General features: G+C 60.1%; 16 protein-coding genes. 5 read left to right on the top strand and 11 right to left on the bottom strand.

Going from position 1 to position 18977, the window contains the following annotated elements:
- Positions 1–31: 31 nt before the first annotated feature.
- The 11 genes from CSZ94_RS11215 to CSZ94_RS11165 form a co-directional block, all read right to left on the bottom strand.
- Positions 32–2884, bottom strand: coding sequence for a 2-oxoglutarate dehydrogenase E1 component (locus CSZ94_RS11215; protein ID WP_102121576.1), 2853 nt, complete (start codon positions 2882–2884; stop codon positions 32–34).
- 257 nt (positions 2885–3141) lie between these two features.
- The gene (locus tag CSZ94_RS11210) at positions 3142–4113 is read right to left on the bottom strand and encodes a LysR family transcriptional regulator (protein WP_102121575.1); all 972 of its coding nucleotides are present in this window, start codon (positions 4111–4113) and stop codon (positions 3142–3144) included.
- A gap of 97 nt (positions 4114–4210) precedes the next feature.
- Positions 4211–4753, bottom strand: coding sequence for an NAD(P)H-dependent oxidoreductase (locus CSZ94_RS11205; protein WP_102121574.1), 543 nt, complete (start codon positions 4751–4753; stop codon positions 4211–4213).
- Between the two features lie 213 nt (positions 4754–4966).
- A complete protein-coding gene (locus CSZ94_RS11200; RefSeq protein WP_102121573.1) occupies positions 4967–5308 on the bottom strand; it encodes a winged helix-turn-helix transcriptional regulator in 342 nt (113 codons plus the stop codon).
- 97 nt (positions 5309–5405) lie between these two features.
- Entirely contained in the window at positions 5406–6707 is a 1302-nt protein-coding gene (gene gltA, locus CSZ94_RS11195; RefSeq protein WP_102121572.1) for a citrate synthase, read from the bottom strand.
- 122 nt (positions 6708–6829) lie between these two features.
- A complete protein-coding gene (locus CSZ94_RS11190; RefSeq protein ID WP_034752073.1) occupies positions 6830–7111 on the bottom strand; it encodes an FAD assembly factor SdhE in 282 nt (93 codons plus the stop codon).
- 117 nt (positions 7112–7228) lie between these two features.
- Complete coding sequence (locus CSZ94_RS11185; RefSeq protein WP_034752075.1) at positions 7229–7939, bottom strand: succinate dehydrogenase iron-sulfur subunit; 711 nt, start codon at positions 7937–7939, stop codon at positions 7229–7231.
- 9 nt (positions 7940–7948) lie between these two features.
- A complete protein-coding gene (gene sdhA, locus CSZ94_RS11180) occupies positions 7949–9730 on the bottom strand; it encodes a succinate dehydrogenase flavoprotein subunit (protein WP_102121571.1) in 1782 nt (593 codons plus the stop codon).
- A gap of 2 nt (positions 9731–9732) precedes the next feature.
- Positions 9733–10098, bottom strand: coding sequence for a succinate dehydrogenase, hydrophobic membrane anchor protein (gene sdhD / locus CSZ94_RS11175; protein ID WP_102121570.1), 366 nt, complete (start codon positions 10096–10098; stop codon positions 9733–9735).
- Between the two features lie 2 nt (positions 10099–10100).
- Complete coding sequence (gene sdhC / locus CSZ94_RS11170; protein ID WP_102121569.1) at positions 10101–10523, bottom strand: succinate dehydrogenase, cytochrome b556 subunit; 423 nt, start codon at positions 10521–10523, stop codon at positions 10101–10103.
- 306 nt (positions 10524–10829) lie between these two features.
- Complete coding sequence (locus tag CSZ94_RS11165; RefSeq protein WP_102121568.1) at positions 10830–11723, bottom strand: GntR family transcriptional regulator; 894 nt, start codon at positions 11721–11723, stop codon at positions 10830–10832.
- 304 nt (positions 11724–12027) lie between these two features.
- On the opposite strand from CSZ94_RS11165, the gene CSZ94_RS11160 reads away from it, so the two are divergent.
- From CSZ94_RS11160 to CSZ94_RS11140, 5 genes are all read left to right on the top strand, one after another.
- The gene (locus CSZ94_RS11160; RefSeq protein WP_102121567.1) at positions 12028–13017 is read left to right on the top strand and encodes a malate dehydrogenase; all 990 of its coding nucleotides are present in this window, start codon (positions 12028–12030) and stop codon (positions 13015–13017) included.
- A gap of 111 nt (positions 13018–13128) precedes the next feature.
- A complete protein-coding gene (locus tag CSZ94_RS11155; protein ID WP_102121566.1) occupies positions 13129–14127 on the top strand; it encodes an HpcH/HpaI aldolase/citrate lyase family protein in 999 nt (332 codons plus the stop codon).
- 13 nt (positions 14128–14140) lie between these two features.
- Positions 14141–14695: a hypothetical protein gene (locus CSZ94_RS11150; RefSeq protein WP_102121565.1), complete on the top strand. Its 555-nt coding sequence runs from the start codon at positions 14141–14143 to the stop codon at positions 14693–14695.
- Between the two features lie 88 nt (positions 14696–14783).
- Entirely contained in the window at positions 14784–17504 is a 2721-nt protein-coding gene (acnA, locus tag CSZ94_RS11145; protein WP_102121564.1) for an aconitate hydratase AcnA, read from the top strand.
- A gap of 213 nt (positions 17505–17717) precedes the next feature.
- Positions 17718–18971 (top strand): DUF2863 family protein, encoded by a 1254-nt coding sequence (locus CSZ94_RS11140; protein WP_102121563.1) that lies wholly within the window; start codon positions 17718–17720, stop codon positions 18969–18971.
- The last annotated feature ends 6 nt before the right edge of the window (positions 18972–18977 follow it).

Below are 18977 nucleotides of genomic sequence, written 5' to 3'. Positions count from 1 at the left end.
CTCCGTCATGATGTATGCGAGCTCCTGCCACTTACTTGGTCAGGATAAAACCCTTCAGCTTCGAGAATGCCGTTTCCAGCAGATCTTTTTGCTGGGCGTAGTGCTTGTCATAGTAACCGACAGCAGGCGACGCCGAAGCAGGACGGCCGGCGTAAGCCAGACGCTGACCCGATTCCAGGCCTTCGAAGATGTTGTGCTGGATCTGGAACCAGGCGCCCTGGTTTTGCGGCTCGTCCTGCGCCCATACGACTTCGACCAGGTTCGGGAACTTCTTCAGTTCAGCAGCGAACGACTTGTGCGGGAACGGATACAGCTGTTCCAGGCGCACGATGGCCGTGTCGGTCTGGCCGCGGGTCTTGCGTGCGTTGACCAGGTCGTAATACACCTTGCCCGAGCAGGCGACCACGCGCTTGACTTTCTTGGCGTCGATTTTGTCGTCGACTTCGCCGATGACGGTCTGGAAACCGCCCTTGGCCAGGTCGGTCAGCGGCGAACCGGCATCCTTGTTGCGCAACAGCGACTTCGGCGTCAGGATGACCAGCGGCTTGCGGAACTGGCGCACCATCTGGCGGCGCAGCAAATGGAAGATTTGCGAAGCCGTCGTCGGCTGCGCCACTTGCATGTTGTTGTCTGCGCACAGCTGCAGGAAACGCTCAGGACGCGCGGACGAGTGCTCAGGACCCTGGCCTTCGTAGCCGTGCGGCAGCATCATGACCAGGCCCGAAGCGCGGCCCCACTTCACTTCGCCGGAGCTGATGAATTGGTCGATCACCACTTGCGCGCCGTTGGCGAAGTCGCCGAACTGGGCTTCCCAGATCGTCAGGGTGTTCGGTTCAGCGGTCGAGTAGCCGTATTCGAAGGCCAGTACGGCTTCTTCGGACAGCACCGAGTCGATGACGGTGAACGGCGCCTGGTTGTCCGATACGTTTTGCAGCGGAATGTAGGTACCTGCATCCCAACGCTCGCGGTTCTGGTCATGCAGCACGGCGTGGCGGTGCACAAAGGTACCGCGGCCGGCGTCCTGGCCCGTCAGGCGGATGGCGTAGCCGGACGATACCAGCGAGGCGTAGGCCAGGTGTTCGCCCATGCCCCAGTCCAGATTCATTTCGCCACGACCCATGGTGCCACGGTCGCCCAGTACTTTTTCAACCAGCGAGTGGACCTTGAAGTCTTCCGGCACAGTGGTGATGCGGGTGGCCAGGCGTTTCAGTTCCGTCATCGGCACGGCGGTGTCGGCCGAATCGGTCCATTTCTTGTTCAGGAACGGCAGCCAGTCGACGGCGTACTTGTTCTTGAAGTTCGAGATGACCGGATCGACGGTATGCTTGCCGGCGTCCATGGCGTCGCGGAAAGCGGCCACCATCTTGTCGCCGCCATCGGCAGGGATCACGCCTTGCGCTGCCAGCTTGTCCGCGTACAGCTTGCGGGTGCCTGGATGCTGACCGATCTTCTTGTACATCAGTGGCTGCGTCAGTGCCGGGGTATCTTGCTCGTTGTGGCCCAGCTTGCGGTAGCAGATGATGTCGAGGACGATGTCCTTCTTGAATTCCATGCGGTAGTCGAGCGCAATCTGCGTCGCCAGCACCACGGCTTCCGGATCATCGGCATTGATGTGCAGGACCGGTGCTTCGATCATCTTGACGACGTCCGAGCAGTACAGGGTCGAGCGTGCATCGCGCGGGTCCGAGGTGGTGAAACCGATCTGGTTGTTGATCACGATATGCACCGTGCCGCCCGTGTGGTAGCCACGGGTTTGCGCCAGATTCAGCGTTTCCATGACCACGCCCTGGCCGGCGAAAGCGGCATCGCCGTGCACCAGGATAGGCAGCACTTGCGCGCCCTGCGCGTCGCCGCGGCGATCCATGCGGGCCTTGACGGAACCTTCGACCACAGGGTTGACGATTTCCAGGTGCGACGGGTTGAACGCCAGCGACAGGTGGACCGGGCCGCCTGCGGTGGAGATGTCCGACGAGAAGCCTTGATGGTACTTCACGTCGCCGGCAGGCAGGTCGTCGCCATGCTTGCCTTCGAATTCTTCGAACAGTTCCTGTGGCGCTTTGCCCAGGGTGTTCACCAGTACGTTCAGGCGGCCGCGGTGGGCCATGCCGATGACGATTTCCTGCACGCCTTTTTCGCCGGCGCGCTGGATGGTTTCATCCATCGAGGCGATGAAGGTTTCGCCGCCTTCCAGGGAGAAGCGCTTCTGGCCCACGTAACGGGTGTGCAGATAGCGTTCCAGGCCTTCAGCCGCGGTCAGGCGGTCGAGGATGTGGATTTTTTTCTCTGGGGTGAAATTCGGGGTGGAGCGGATCGATTCCAGCTTCTCTTGCAACCAGCGCTTTTCGGCCGGATCGGAGATGTACATGAATTCGGCGCCGATCGAACGCGTGTAGGTGTCGCGCAGATAGTTCAGCAGATCGCGCAGGGTGGCGGTCTCGGGGCCAAAATAGGTATTGCTGATGTTGAACACGGTATCCATGTCCGCGTCGGTGAAACCGTAGAAGCTCGGCTCGAGCTCAGGGATCATCGGACGTTCCTGGCGTTGCAGCGGATCCAGATTGGCCCAGTGCGAACCGAGGTAGCGATAAGCGGCGATCAGTTGCGTAGCAGCAACACGTTTACGACCCATTTCAGCATCGAAGGAAGCGGTCACTGTGCGGATCGGACCTGCTTTTGCGCGCTCGGCGAACGAGGCGACGACGGAGGCATGCGCCACGTCAGGCTTGTTGCTGCCATCGACGGCAGGCACGTGCTGCATCGCGTCGAAATAGGAGCGCCAGTTATCGGGTACCGAGCCTGGGTTGTTCAGATACGCTTCGTACAGGTCTTCCACGTACGGAGCGTTCCCACCAAACAGGTAGGAATTGGTCGTTAATTGCTGCATATATTGCTCACCTTTCTTCGCGTTTCGCGAGGAATTAGCGGGTTAATCTAACCTTCCGCGACACGGCCTGACCGGTTAGCGGATTGCACATCAAGTTGTGGGGAAGGGCTTTTTTATTGCACCAGCATTCTGCATAGCGTCATTTAGAATAGCACGCGGTATTGTAACGCAACAACGGCTAGTTGAATTTTATTTGGCAAGCAAATGTAAGCTGTGTCCTTGATTTTCCCGGGCTTGCCAGCCTGTTACTGTTGCGCTTACGGCATTTCCCTACCCACGCTGGCGTGCCGCTTGCGTCCAACTGGTCTGCCAGACAACGGTGCCCTGATGGCCGCCAGCCAATCGGGATCACCGGCAAACCAATCGACCAGGAAGTCGAGCATGGTGCGCAGCAGGGGCGACATATGCTGGCGCGACGTATAGATGCCGTAGATGCCCATATCTTGCGGCAAGTAAGCAGGCAGGAGTTCCACCAGCTGCCCGCTGGCGATCAGCGGCGCGGCCGAATAGCGCGGCTGCATGGCGATGCCCGCCCCCGCCACCGTGGCCACCAGCAGGACCAGCGATTCATTCGCCGACAGGCGGCCGCTGACGGGGACAGTGAGCGCTCCCCCATCGTGCGTGAACTGCCACAGGCTTTTGCCGAAATACGTATAGGTCAGGCAGTTATGCAGGGCCAGGTCCTCTGCACGGCGCGGCGTGCCATGCACCGCCAGGTACGATGGTGCAGCGCACACCACCGACGCGCAACTGGCCAGCTGGCGCGCGATCAGGTTCGGTTCGAGCGCGTTCGTGATGCGGATCGCCAGGTCGATGCGCTGCTCCACCAGGTTGACGGCGCGATTCTCCATCTGCAGGTCGACGGCGGCGCGCGGGTAGCGTCGCAGGTAAGCGGTCACTGCGCCAGCGAGCGCCGTCTGTGCCAGCGATTGCGAGCAGCTAATGCGCAGCAAGCCGTGCGGCGTATCAATTCCCTCGGGCGAGGCGACGGCCATGGCGCCAGCCACTTCCAGCATCTGGCGGCAGCGCGCCAGCGTGGCCTCGCCCGCATCCGTCAGGCTCAGGCGGCGCGTGGTGCGATGCAGCAGACGCGCCCCCGCCCACTGCTCCATCTCGGCCAGGTAACGCGTCACCATGGCGCGCGACATATCGAGCGCCTCGCTGGCGGCCACCATGCTGCCGCGCTCGGCGATGGCGACAAATACCTGTGCGGCGGTGATGCGGTCCATCTGCTGCCCTCCATTCATTGTTCGGTGCCTGCGACCAAGTATGGCAATCTACCCTATTTTTCGCGCCCAGTCGCCTGGCCTTACGCAGGCAGCGGCCTTACAGCGCAGCCAGGAAATGCTGATACTCTTGCGCGCTGCGCGCCAGCCGGTCCGCATAGCCCGCTTCCTTCGGCCCGTCTTCCGCGCCATAGAAGGCAAAAAAGCGGCAGTTGTCGGCGCCGACATAGGCCAGGGTGACATCAAACGGCGCCAGCAGCTGCGCCAGGGTGACGTTCCACTTGCCTTGCGGCGTGAAGTCCTCCTGGCGGATGCCGGCCGTGACGGCCAGCGCCACCTTGCGACCCTGGAAGGCATCGCCGCCCGTGCCGTAAGCCCATCCATACGCCAGCACTTCGTCGAGCCACTGCTTCATCAAGGGCGGACAGTTAAACCAGTACACGGGGAACTGCAAGATCACATTGGCGTGCGCCTCCACCAGCGCCTGTTCGCACGCGACATCGATGTTTCCATCCGGATAAGCCTGCTGCACATTGTGGATGGTGTAGCGGTCGGGATACTGCGCCAGCTCCTGCAGCCAGCGCTTGTTGGCCACCGAGGTGGCGATGGAGGGATGGAAGACAATAACGAGGGTTTTCTTCATGCTGCTTTCCTGAGTATGGGATGGATGCACCGGGCCCGCATTCGCCGAAAAACAGGCAAACCGATACCCTGCCCGAAGCGCGTGATGGCGTCTCCAAAGCCAGAAACAGCATAGCCATAGCGAGTACTTTTCACAAGTACGCACATTAACTACACGTACCATACAAAAAGTAAGCTACTAAACCATAGAAAGCCCTTGCCAGGCGCATCCGTATCAACTTGGCTGGTGCTGCTCGCCCCACTCGCACAAGGTATGCAGCACGGGGATCAGCGAGGCGCCCTTGCTTGAGAGGAAATACTCAACCTTGGGCGGCACTTGCGGATATTCCTTGCGGAGGATCAACGCGTCGGCTTCCAGCTCCTTCAGGACGACGCTGAGGGTCTTGAAGGCGATGCCGCCGAGATGCCGCTTGAGTTCGTTATGCCGCAGCACCTTGTTTTCCGCCAGCGCATACAGGATCAGCATCTTGTATTTGCCGCCGATCAACGACAGGGTGTAGCCAAAGCCCGTATCGTTCAGGGCCACGCCGCTGGGCGCGCATGTTTCTTCGTTCATCGCGTTGTGCTTCCTGTTGATCCAGGGCCCGAGCATAACAGCCGGGCATAAAAAACGGGCCGAAGCCCGTTTTTTGCTTGCTTGATACCGCCGTGGATTAACGCTTGTCCAGTGGCAGTACTTCGCGCGTGGTCGAACCGACGAACAGCTGGCGCGGACGGCCGATTTTTTGCTCTGGGTCGGCGATCATTTCATTCCACTGGGCGATCCAGCCGATCGTACGGGCCATAGCGAAGATACCGGTGAACAGCGACACAGGGATGCCCAGCGCCGATTGCACGATGCCCGAGTAGAAGTCGACGTTCGGGTACAGCTTGCGCGAAACGAAATAATCGTCGTTGAGTGCAATCTTTTCCAGTTCCATCGCCAGCTTGAACAGCGGGTCGTCTTGCAGACCCAGTTCTTGCAGCACTTCGTAGCAGGTTTCACGCATCAGCTTGGCGCGTGGATCGAAGTTCTTGTACACGCGGTGGCCAAAGCCCATCAGCTTGACGCCAGAGTTCTTGTCCTTGACTTGCTCGATGAAGGCAGGGATGTTCTCGACGGTGCCGATTTCCTTCAGCATGTTGAGTGCCGCTTCGTTGGCGCCGCCGTGGGCAGGGCCCCACAGGCAGGCGATACCGGCAGCGATACAGGCGAACGGGTTGGCGCCCGACGAACCGGCCAGACGGACGGTCGATGTCGATGCGTTTTGCTCGTGGTCCGCGTGCAGGATCAGGATGCGGTCCAGGGCGCGCACCAGCACGTCGTTGACCTTGTACTCTTCGCACGGATTGGCAAACATCATGTGCATGAAGTTGGCGCTGTACGACAGGTCGTTGCGTGGGTACACGAACGGCTGGCCGACCGAGTACTTGTAGGTCATGGCGACCAGGGTTGGCATCTTGGCGATCAGGCGGATGGCCGACACTTCGCGGTGACGCGGGTCGTTGATGTCCAGCGAATCATGGTAGAACGATGCCAGCGCACCGACGGTGCCCACCAGGACCGACATCGGATGCGCGTCGCGGCGGAAGCCACGGAAGAAGAATTGCATCTGTTCGTGCACCATCGTGTGCTTGGTGACGGTGTCGACGAACTTGGTTTTCTGCGCCGCGTTCGGCAGTTCGCCGTTCAGCAGCAGGTAGCACGATTCCATAAAGTCGGCGTTGACGGCCAACTGTTCAATCGGGTAACCACGGTACAGCAGCTCGCCCTTGTCGCCGTCGATATAGGTGATCGACGAGTTGCAGGCGGCCGTCGACATAAAGCCTGGGTCGTAGGTGAACTTGCCGCTACCGGCGTACAGTTTGCGGATGTCAATGACGTCCGGACCAACCGTGCCTTTGTAGATTGGAAATTCAAGCGATGGGCTGCCATCGGAGAACGACAGGGTAGCTTTTGTGTCAGAGATATTCATGGGCTCTTCCTTCTCGGGAGTGAGTCGAAATTAAAATCAAAAATTCTGGCTGCAATTCGCACCGCAATTCGGCAGTGCTACAGCGCGCCACTCGCACCGTTTGCAATATATCGCCCAGGCGTCTAGGCAATGCGCAGTCGTTGCAGCAGTGCGCGCACATGCGGCAGATCGACTTCGCCTTCCGGCTCTTTACGGGCCAGTACCAGATCCATTAACGCATTGTCCGATAAATCCAGCAAACGCGTCAGCGCGTCAACTTCTTCATCGGTCAATTCGGTTTCATACGCATCGAGAAAACGGGTCAGGATAATGTCGTTTTCCAGCAGGCCACGGCGTGAACGCCAGCGCAGGCGGGCGCGGTTGGCCGGGTCGGCCTGATGCGAGGACAAAATTGATTCTGTCATTTGGTTTACCACTTTACGTGTGCCTTGCGGCACGCTGCTGCTTTGCAGGCGCCGCCTGCAGGCAAGAGAGGATACCCTCTTCCAGCAAACGGCGCCCGGCGGACGCGATCAGGAGAATCAGATCGCGCGGCGGACCATCAATTCCTTGATCTTGCCGATCGCCTTGTTCGGGTTCAAGCCTTTCGGGCAGACGTCGACGCAGTTCATGATCGAATGGCAGCGGAACAGGCGGTACGGGTCTTCCAGATTGTCCAGACGCGCGCCGGTGGCTTCGTCGCGCGAATCGGCGATGAAGCGGTAGGCTTGCAGCAGGCCGGCCGGACCGACGAATTTGTCCGGATTCCACCAGAACGACGGGCACGACGTGGAGCAGCATGCGCACAGGATGCACTCGTACAGGCCATCGAGTTCTTCGCGCTGTTCCGGCGACTGCAGGCGTTCTTTTTCAGGCGGGATCGAATCGTTGATCAGGAAAGGCTTGATCGAATCGTATTGCTTGAAAAATTGCGTCATGTCGACGATCAAGTCGCGGATGACTGGCAAACCTGGCAACGGACGCAGCACGATAGGCTCCGACAGTTCGTTCAGGTTGGTGGTGCATGCCAGGCCGTTCTTGCCGTTGATGTTCATCGCGTCCGAACCGCACACGCCTTCGCGGCACGAGCGGCGCAGGGCCAGCGAGTCATCCACGTCCGCCTTGATGCGCTGCAGTGCGTCGAGCAGCATCTTGTCGGTGTCTTTCAGTTCGACCGTCAGGTCTTGCATGTACGGCTTGGCATCCTGGTCAGGATCGTAGCGGTAGATTTTGAATTTAAGAGTGCGTGCCATGGTATAGCCTTAGAAAGTACGTGGTTTCGGTTTGAAGGTATCAACCGTCAGCGGCTTGGTCACGACTGGCTTGTATGCCAGTCGGTTGCCTTCCGAATACCACAGAGTGTGCTTCATCCAGTTGTCGTCATCACGTTGCGGATAGTCGTCCTGGGCGTGGGCGCCGCGCGATTCCTTGCGGGCAGCGGCCGAAACGATGGTCGCTTTCGCCGTTTCGATCAGGTTGTCCAGTTCCAGCGCTTCCACGCGGGCCGTGTTGAAGACCATCGATTTATCCTTGAACGAGACGTGCTTGCGGCGCTCGTCAAGCTTCATGATTTCTTCGACGCCCTTGTTCAGCATCTCGTCGGTACGGAACACGCCACAGTACTTCTGCATCGTGGCGCGGATCTCGTTCGCCACGCCCTGCACGGTTTCCGTGCCGGTCGAATTTTCCAGGCGCGCCAGGCGGCCCATGGCAAAGTCGGCAGCATCGGCTGGCAAAGGCTTGTTTTCCTTGGCTTTCAGGCCGCTGTTGACAATGTGGTTGCCGGCCGCGCGGCCGAAGACCACCAGGTCGAGCAGCGAGTTCGTGCCCAGGCGGTTGGCGCCGTGCACCGACACGCAGGCGCATTCGCCGATTGCGTACAGGCCGTTGACGATCTTGGCCGAATTATCCGGACCGGTCGGGGTGACGACCTGGCCGTGGATGTTCGTCGGAATACCGCCCATCTGGTAGTGAATCGTCGGCACGACAGGAATCGGTTCCTTGGTGGCGTCGACGTTGGCGAACTTGTGGCCGATTTCCAGGATCGACGGCAGGCGCTTGGCGATGGTGTCGGCGCCGATATGGCGCAGGTCCAGCATCACGTGGTCCTTGTTCGGACCGCAGCCGCGGCCTTCCTTGATTTCCTGGTCCATCGAACGCGAGACGAAGTCGCGCGGCGCCAGATCCTTCAGGGTAGGCGCATAGCGCTCCATGAAGCGTTCGCCTTCGCTATTGATCAGGATCCCGCCTTCGCCGCGCACGCCTTCGGTGATCAAGACGCCTGCGCCGGCCACGCCGGTCGGGTGGAACTGCCAGAATTCCATGTCTTGCAGCGGCAGGCCCGCGCGTGCTGCCATGCCCATGCCGTCGCCCGTGTTGATGAAGGCATTCGTCGAGGCGGCGAAGATGCGGCCTGCGCCGCCCGTTGCCATCACCGTCGTCTTTGCTTCCAGGATCATGCATTCGCCGGTTTCCATTTCCAGCGCGACAACACCGATCACGTCGCCTTCGGCGTCACGGATCAGGTCGATTGCCATCCATTCGACGAAGAAGTGCGTGCGCGCGCGCACGTTGCGCTGGTACAGCGTGTGCAACAGGGCGTGGCCGGTACGGTCGGCTGCAGCGCAGGCGCGCTGCACCGGCTTTTCGCCGAAGTGGGCCGTGTGCCCGCCGAATGGACGCTGATAGATGGTGCCGTCAGGGTTGCGGTCGAATGGCATGCCGAAGTGTTCCAGTTCGTACACGACTTTCGGTGCTTCGCGGCACATGAATTCGATGGCATCCTGGTCGCCCAGATAGTCGCCACCCTTGACGGTGTCGAACATGTGCCAGAACCAGTTGTCTTCAGCCATGTTGCCGAGCGACGCGCCGATACCGCCCTGCGCCGCAACGGTGTGCGAGCGGGTCGGGAAGACTTTCGACAAGACAGCGACGTTCAGGCCGGCTTCAGCCAGTTGCAACGACGCGCGCATGCCGGAACCGCCGGCGCCAATGATCACCGCATCAAAGCGGCGGGTAGGGATTGCAGATTTATATGCTGCCACGATTACACACTCCAGAGTATCTGTACCGTCCAGCCGGCACAAGCGATCAACCACAGCATGGTGGCAATTTGCAGGGTCAAACGGAGGCCAGCGCTTTTCACGTAGTCCATCCAGATGTCGCGTACGCCGACCCATGCGTGGTAGAACAGCGCCAGGAAAGTCACCAGGCTGAACAATTTAAACCACTGCTGTGCGAACAGACCAGCCCAGCCTTCATAGCTGAAGTTGCTGCCAGTCAAGAAAGAAATCAGCAGGATGGCCACATACGCCACCATGACGATGGCGGTGACGCGTTGCGCCAGCCAATCGCGCAAGCCGTAATGGGCACCGACGACGAGGCGTTTCGGTCCGATATTATTGTCTGCCATGTTTAAAATACTCCAAACAGTTTCAAAGCGACCAAGGCCGTCAACACCAGGCTCACGACCAGTACGGACGTCGCGGTCTTGCGGGCCGAATCTTTTTCGATGGCAACGTGCACATCCATGAACAAATGACGGATGCCGGCGCAGAAGTGGTGCAGGAAGGCCCAGACCAGACCCAGGGTGATCAGCTTGACGAACCAGTGCGAGGCGATGCCCTGGAAGTAGGCGTAGGACATCTCGGAGCGCAGGCTCAGTTCCAGCATGTACAGGATGCATGGCAGCAGGGCGAAAATGATGAAACCGCTGATGCGATGCAGGATCGAGACGATGGCGCCGACAGCCATGCGGTAGTTCGACAATTCGGTAACATGAATGTTACGGAATTGCGGCCGTTCTTTTTTTGGTACTTCTCTTACGGCTTCGGACATAACAAAAACCTCCCCTTTGAATTTCAACTAAATATTGAAGCCGCGATTTTCGCCGATTTTCGCAACCCATACCAATATCTATTGTTACATATAACCAAAATGGTTTTTTACTACAAAATACCGCGCTACTTTCCGTAGTTCACGTAATTTAATTACAGAATCACCGGCAAAGCACGGCCCGCCGGGGCAGGCCATGCTATCGCTGCGCTTTCCGTTGTCTCCGGTGCCCGCCTTGCGGCAGGCATCTTGCAAGCGATGCACGTCAGCCTTGCCGCTTTTCCGGGCACCCGGAGGCACCCGTCCACTTCAGCTGAGTTCATTCTGATAATGATGACGACTGGTCAGGTACAAGCCCCGGCGCAGTTCGACCGGCTTGTCGCCGTAGGTAAACGACACGCGCTCGGAACTGAGCAAGGGCGTGCCGAGGTCGATATTTAACAATTGCGCGGCGCCCGCATCGGCGCACACGGCGCGGATCTGCTCGGACGCGCGTATCATGCGCGTGCCAAATTCCGTTTCAAACAGGCCATACATGGGGCCCTTGTATTCCACCAGGCGCTCGGCCGTCAGGCCCTTGAAGATCAGGCCGGGCAGCCACAGCTCCTCGACGATGGTCGGCACGCCGTCGAAATACTGCACGCGCTTGATGAAGATGACGGCGTCGCCAGACTTCAGGTCCATCAGGCGCGCCACGTCGGCGGGCGCGCGCACGCGTCTGACTTCGATGAACTTGCTTTCAGGATAATGCGGCACGCCTTCGTCCGGCACCAGGCGCAGGAAGCGAAAATGCGCGCGCGCCTCATGGTGGGTGGAAACAAAAGTACCCTTGCCCTGGCGGCGCATGACGAGGTTCTCGGCGGCCAGTTCATCGATGGCCTTGCGCACCGTGCCCTGGCTGACCTTGAAGCGCCCTGCCAGCTCGACTTCGCTGGGAATGAGCTCGCCCGGCTTCCACTCGCCCGATTGCAGGCTCTGCGTAATGAGCGCCTTGATCTGCTGGTACAGGGGACTGAAGGTGGGTGAGGCATTGACTACAGGCGTGGCGACGGGCATCGCCGTAGTGGTATCGCTGCTGGACACCACAGTGACTGGCGTGCTGGCAGCTGCGGCGACGGACGTGGCCGGGGAGCTCGCGGTCGGACTGACCGCCCCGCTTGCAGCAGTGGCATTATTGGTCAGATTGGACGAGGCGGAATTCATAGTCCGACATTTCAACACAAATCACCGCCCGCGTCCAGTAAAACACCTATAGTTATCTGTCTTATATAAGACATAAGATATGATTGACAGATACAGATCAGAGGCCTAAACTGCCCTCGATAAAACTTGTGAGCCAGCGTTTTATGTTGTCGGCCAGCCACTCTGGCCTCGTGCAGCACGAGCGTGACGGCAGCGTACACCAGCAATTCGGTGGCGCCGGCCGGTTTTGGTATCATTATAGTTTTTCCGGATAAGCGTAAGCCCAGCTTCAAGCCCGTTTTCTTTCCCACTTTGGAGATTCATCATGGCTAAAACCCCAATGCGTGTTGCAGTGACCGGCGCCGCCGGCCAGATCGGCTACGCCCTGTTGTTCCGCATCGCCAATGGCGACATGCTCGGCAAAGACCAGCCTGTCATCTTGCAACTGCTTGAAATCCCGGACGAAAAAGCCCAGAAGGCGCTCAAGGGCGTGATGATGGAAATCGACGATTGCGCCTTCCCGCTGCTGACGGAAATGACCGCCCACTCCGATCCGCTGACCGCATTCAAGGATGTCGACGTCGCCGTACTGGTGGGCGCGCGTCCACGCGGCCCGGGTATGGAACGCAAAGATCTGCTGGAAGCTAACGCGCAGATCTTCACGGTACAAGGCAAGGCGCTCGACGCCGTCGCTTCGCGCAATGTCAAAGTTCTGGTGGTCGGCAACCCAGCCAACACCAACGCTTACATCGCCATGAAATCGGCACCGTCGCTGCCGGCGAAAAACTTCACCGCCATGCTGCGCCTGGACCACAACCGCGCGCTGTCGCAAGTCGCGGCTAAGACCGGCACCGCCGTCAAGGACATCGAGAAGCTGACCGTCTGGGGCAACCACTCGCCAACCATGTACGCCGACTACCGTTTCGCCACCGTCAACGGCAAGGCCGTCAAGGACTTGATCAACGACCAGGAATGGAACGCCAACACCTTCCTGCCGACCGTCGGCAAGCGCGGCGCGGCCATCATCGAAGCGCGCGGCCTGTCGTCGGCAGCGTCGGCAGCGAACGCCGCCATCGACCACATCCATGACTGGATGCTGGGCACGGCTGGCAAGTGGACCACCATGGGCGTACCTTCCGATGGCTCGTATGGCATCCCTGAAGGCACCGTGTTCGGCTTCCCGGTCACCACCGACAACGGTGAGTACGCCATCGTTCAAGGTCTGGAAATCGATGCATTCTCGCAAGAGCGCATCAACCTGACCCTGAAAGAACTGACCGAAGAGCGCGAAGGCGTGAAACACCTGCTGGCATAAATCCAGCATTGGCGGCGCGGCCTGCGCGCCGCCCGCCAAGAAGGCCGCCCCGCGAGATTCGCGGCGCGGCTGTTTTATCAAGTAGTTTTTACCTGCAGAAATGCCTTAAGCATGCACCCTTCCGAGGTTTTATTCCAAGGCAAACGCCAGCCGCTGTTGCTCGCCGCTTGCGACCACTACGCCGGCTCTGAAAAGCTGATGCGTAAATCGATTGCTTTGCAACAAGAGCTTGGGCCCCTGTTCGACATCACGTTCGACTGCGAAGACGGCGCCAGCGCCGGCAACGAAGAAACCCACGCCCACATGATCGCCGGCCTGCTGGCCAGCGACGAGAACCAGTTCAACCGGATCGGCGTACGCGTGCACGACGTCGACAGCCCGTTTTTCGCGCGCGACGTGGAAATCATCTGCGCCGCCGCGGCCCGCCTGGCCTACATCGCCGTACCCAAGGTGGGCGGCGTGCAAGATGCCATGCTGGCCATCGACCTGATCAACCTGCACGCGCGCCGCGCCGGCCGCGACAACCTGCCCGTGCATATCCTGATCGAGACGCATGGCGCGCTGCGCGACGCCTACGCCATCGCCGCCCTGCCCCAGGTCGAATGCCTGTCCTTCGGCATCATGGATTTCGTCTCGGCCCATTACGGCGCCATTCCCGCCGCCGCCATGCGCACGCCGGGCCAATTTACGCACCCGCTGGTGGTGCGCGCCAAGCTCGAGGTGGCGGCCGCCTGCCACGCGCACGGCAAGGTTCCGTCGCACAACGTGACGACGGACGTGCGCGATTCGGCCGTGGTGGCGAATGACGCCCAGCGCGCGACGGCCGAGTTCGGTTACACGCGCATGTGGAGCATCCATCCGGACCAGATCAAGCCCATTATCAAGGCCTTTACGCCGCGACTGTCGGAAGTCAACGAAGCCAGCAACATCCTGAATGAGGCGCTGCGCGCCAACTGGGGACCGATTGCGCAAAATGGCCGCTTGCACGACCGCGCCAGCTACCGATATTATTGGACCGTTTTGCAACGCGCCAAACTGGCAGGCCTCGGCTTGCCCGAGGCTGCCGCTGCATTACTCAACGCGCTGCCTACCAGCACCACTGAAAACTGACAGGAATTACACGATGTCCCTCTCCAAATTAGCCATTGCCTGCAGCGTCGCGCTGGGCGCCATGACCCTCACGCTGGCGCCAGCCAGCTTCGCTGCCACGGCCAGCAAAGAGCCGGCAAAAGCCAAGGCTGTGAAGGCCAAGCCGAAGGCCAGGGCCGTCAAGGCCAAGGCAGCCGCCAAGGAAGCGCATCCGCTCGCCATGTCGGTGCTCGACAAGGAAGAAGCCGATGAGCCGAACACCGTTGGCTCGGCCTCCACCGATTTCAATTGTGAACTTGGTAATAAAATTACCATCTACACCAATGCGACTGACGACAAACACATCGCCCTGCGCTGGAAGAAGCGTTTGCACCGCCTGAGCCGCGTTGGCACCACCACCGGCGCCAACCGCTTCGAGAACCGCTTGTACGGTCTGGTCTGGATCGGCATCCCGGCCAAAGGCATGCTGCTCGATTCCAAGCAGGGCCGCCAGTTGGCCAATGAATGCAAGGATGCGGAGCAAGCCAAGTCGGCAGCCTCGGTGGAAGCCCCGCCATCGCTGGGCGTCTTGCCAGTCACCGGCGGCTGATGTGCGTAGCAAGGGCCTCTTCGGGGGCTCAGTCATGTTTTGTAATTTGAATCATCAATAAATAGACGATACCCAACAAGGAGAGGTCATGTCCCGCAACACTCTGAACACGCTCAAGGACTTTAATATTTCGGATAGCAAGAAGGGCAAGCTGTATTCCCTGCCGGCACTGGAAAAAAGCCTGGGCATCAATGTCTCCCGCCTGCCAGTGTCGATACGCATCGTGCTCGAATCGGTATTGCGCAACTGCGACGGCAAAAAAGTCACCGAAGAACACGTCAAGCAATTGGCGAGCTGGGGCCCGACCGCCGAGCGCACCGACGAGATCCCGTTCGTAGTGTCGCGCGTCGTGCTGCAAGACTTCACCGGCGTGCCATTGCTGGCAGACCTGGCAGCGATGCGCAACGTGGCCGCCAAGATGGGCATCAACGCCAAGAAGATCGAACCGCTGGTACCGGTCGACCTGGTGGTCGACCACTCGGTGACCATCGACCACTACCGCGAAAAGAAAGCCCTGGACCTGAACATGAAACTGGAATTCTCGCGTAACAACGAGCGTTACCAGTTCATGAAATGGGGCATGCAGGCCTTCGACACCTTCGGCGTCGTGCCACCAGGCTTCGGCATCGTCCACCAGGTCAACCTGGAATACCTGGCGCGCGGCGTGCACTACGCAGGCAAGAAAGCCGGCGACGTGTACTACCCTGACACCCTGGTCGGCACCGACTCGCACACCACCATGATCAACGGCATCGGCGTGGTCGGCTGGGGCGTGGGCGGCATCGAGGCGGAAGCCGGCATGCTGGGCCAACCAGTCTACTTCCTGACGCCTGACGTCATCGGCGTTAACCTGACCGGCGCGCTGCGCGAAGGCTGCACCGCCACCGATCTGGTGCTGACCATCACCGAATTGCTGCGCAAAGAGAAAGTCGTCGGCAAGTTCGTCGAGTTCTTCGGTGTAGGCACGGAATCGCTGACCCTGACGGACCGCGCGACGATCGCCAACATGGCACCGGAATACGGCGCGACCATGGGCTTCTTCCCGGTCGACGATGCGACCATCGATTATTTCAAGGGCACCGGCCGCAGCAAGGCTGAAATCGCTGCGTTCGAAAGCTACTTCAAGGCGCAAAACCTGTACGGCATTCCAAAAGCGGGCGACATCGACTACACCCGCGTGGTGGAACTGAACCTGGCCACGGTCGCACCGTCGCTGGCTGGCCCGAAACGCCCGCAAGACCGTATCGAAATCGGCAACGTGAAAGCGAACTTCGCCGAGCTGTTCGCCAAGCCAACCACGGAAAACGGCTTCAACAAGAACCCGGCCGACCTGAACACCGTGTACGAAACGACGAATGGCGTGAAAGTGTCGAACGGCGACGTGCTGATCGCCGCGATCACCTCGTGCACCAACACCTCGAACCCGAGCGTGATGCTGGCTGCCGGCTTGCTGGCCAAGAAAGCCGTCGAAGCTGGCCTGAAAGTCGCGCCGCACATCAAGACCTCGCTGGCTCCCGGCTCGCGCGTCGTGACCGAGTACCTGACGGCTGCCGGCCTGCTGCCTTACCTGGAAAAACTGGGCTTTGGCGTCACCGCCTACGGCTGCACCACCTGTATCGGCAATGCGGGCGACCTGACGCCTGAGCTGAACGCCGCCATTGCCACGCACGACATCGTCGCCTCGGCCGTGCTGTCGGGCAACCGCAACTTCGAAGCGCGTATTCACCCGAACATCCGCTCGAACTTCCTGGCTTCGCCACCGCTGGTCGTCGCCTACGCCATCGCCGGCAACATGACGCGCGACCTGATGACGGAACCTGTCGGCAAGGGCAAGGGCGGCAAGGACGTCTACCTGGGCGACATCTGGCCGACCTCGGCTGAAGTGTCGGCCATGATGAAGTTCGCCATGAACGCCAAGGTGTTCAAGGACAACTACGCAGACGTCAAGGGCGCGCCAGGCAAGCTGTGGGAGAAAGTCACGACCGTCTCCGGTCAAGTCTACAACTGGCCGAAATCGACCTATATCGCGGAACCACCGTTCTTCGACAACTTCTCGATGACGCCCGCGCCAGTGGCCACCGGCATCGAAGGCGCGCGCGCACTGGGCGTGTTCGGCGATTCCATCACCACCGACCACATCTCGCCAGCCGGCTCGATCCAGGAAAATGGTCCTGCAGGCAAATGGCTGAAGGAAAACGGCGTCCTGAAAGCGGACTTCAACTCCTACGGCTCGCGTCGCGGTAACCATGAAATCATGATGCGCGGCACGTTTGCCAACGTGCGTATCAAGAACCGCATGATCCCTGCCAAGGCAGACGGTTCGGCGGTCGAAGGCGGCATCACGGTTCACCAGCCTTCCGGCGAAGAAATGTCGATCTACGACGCAGCGATGAAATATGTTGCTGAAGGCACGCCAACCATGGTCTTCGGCGGCGAAGAGTACGGTACGGGCTCGTCGCGCGACTGGGCCGCCAAGGGCACCCAGCTGCTGGGCGTGAAAGCCGTGATCACCCGTTCGTTCGAGCGTATTCACCGCTCGAACCTGGTGGGCATGGGCGTGCTGCCGCTGCAATTCATCGGCGACGACAGCGTGCAAACCCTGGGCATCACCGGCAATGAAACCTTCGACCTGAAAGGCCTCGAAGGCGAAATCAAGCCACAGCAACTGGCCACCCTGGTGATCCACCGCGCCGACGGCAGCAGCGTCGACGTGAAAGTGCTGCTGCGCATCGATACGCCGATCGAAGTCGATTACTACAAGCATGGCGGTATCCTGCCATTCGTGCTGCGTCAGCTGCTGGCCGAGTAATCAGACCAGCTGTGAGGCAAGATAAGAGCGCCGGTTTCGACCGGCGCTTTTTTTCGTCCCTGCGTCCCGTTTTTCCTTGAAATTCAGACTATTGGCACGATCTGAGGAGAGCTTACGTATTGCGTGCGGCCGAATCCTCTACAATACGGTTATAAGGGTTTATCCTTGTTAGCCTGATCCATTTTTTTCACTTTCCGAGACTCTTATCCCGCCATGCGTCGTCCTTCCAAAGATTCATCCCATAAACTGACTGCCGACAGCCAGCGCCTGGTCACCTTTGCCCAGGCGATTGTACAGGCAGCCAGCCGTCTCGAAGAGCGGTCCTGGGAACACAGCCTGGATACGCAGCTCCAGAAATTACTCAAAACCGGCCACCAGGACACCATCGACAACACCCTGGGCAGCCTGTTCAAGGAAGACTTGAACGCCTACGACGTGCTGATGGACTGCGTTGAAGCCGTCAGCGAATCGACCGTCATCACGCATGAAGACGTGCGCTACGACGCCCTGCTGGTGGCCGTGCCCATCCTCGCGTGGACGCGCTTTTCCATCGCTTCCGGCCCCATGGCCGGCGATGCGCACGGCGTATTGTCCGCGCATTTCGCCGCCCACCTGCTGGCCGATGGCACGAAGATGGCCATGGCGCCGACCCTGTATTCGATCGACCAGTTGCCGCGCAGCCACGTCGAAACCTATGCCAAGACGCAGAAGCTGGCACTGGCGGCCCTGAAAGGCACGGCCGTCAAGCCCTCAAGCAAAGAGGCGGAAACGGCGCCCTTCCTGGCCGACACGCGCTACCTGCTGGTAGCCGTGGTGGCGCCAAGCGGTGCCCCGCTGTTCCGCTGGCAGACGCCGTCGAGCCAGCTCGACTTCATCGCCGAGCGCAGCGCCGCCCTGGAACAATGGCGCACGCAGGCGACGCCGACCATCGCCCGTTTGCTGCCCGGCTGCGGCCTGGAACTGCTGTTGCCGGAAGCGTACTACGTGGCCTGCCGCGAAGCGGACAAGCTGATACGCCCCGTCTCCGTACGCGCCGCCGTGCACTACCTGATGCACACCTTGGCCATCGAACCGTCGGAACTGCGTGCCGTCATCGCCGGCTTTGGTGAAGAAGCGGCCGATGGCCAGGTCGACGAGTACCGCATCGCCTTCACCCTGCGCCAGACGCCGGACGTCATCTACGGCATCGTCTGGCCCCTGTACGGCCAGGAAGACGAGGATGGCACGCCCATCGAAGGCCTGATCCAGGTCGGCATTGCCGCGCTGGACAAGCAAAAGACGCCCGTCGATGAAATCATCGAGCACCTGAACGCGGCCGGCGTGACGCAGATCAAGCGCCATGCGGAACGTTTTGTCGGTGAATACTGCGACGATTGCGGCGCGCCTTTGTTTGCCGACCCTGTCGGTGAGCTGGCGCATGCGGAAATGCCGGAAGATACGCCGCAAGGCACCGAACACTTCCACTAAATCGGC

The organism is Janthinobacterium sp. ROICE36 (assembly GCF_002869965.1).
Classification (GTDB): Bacteria; Pseudomonadota; Gammaproteobacteria; order Burkholderiales; family Burkholderiaceae_D; genus Janthinobacterium.
Note: the sequence above shows the minus strand (reverse complement) of the source record. Positions and strands in the feature narration are given on the sequence as shown.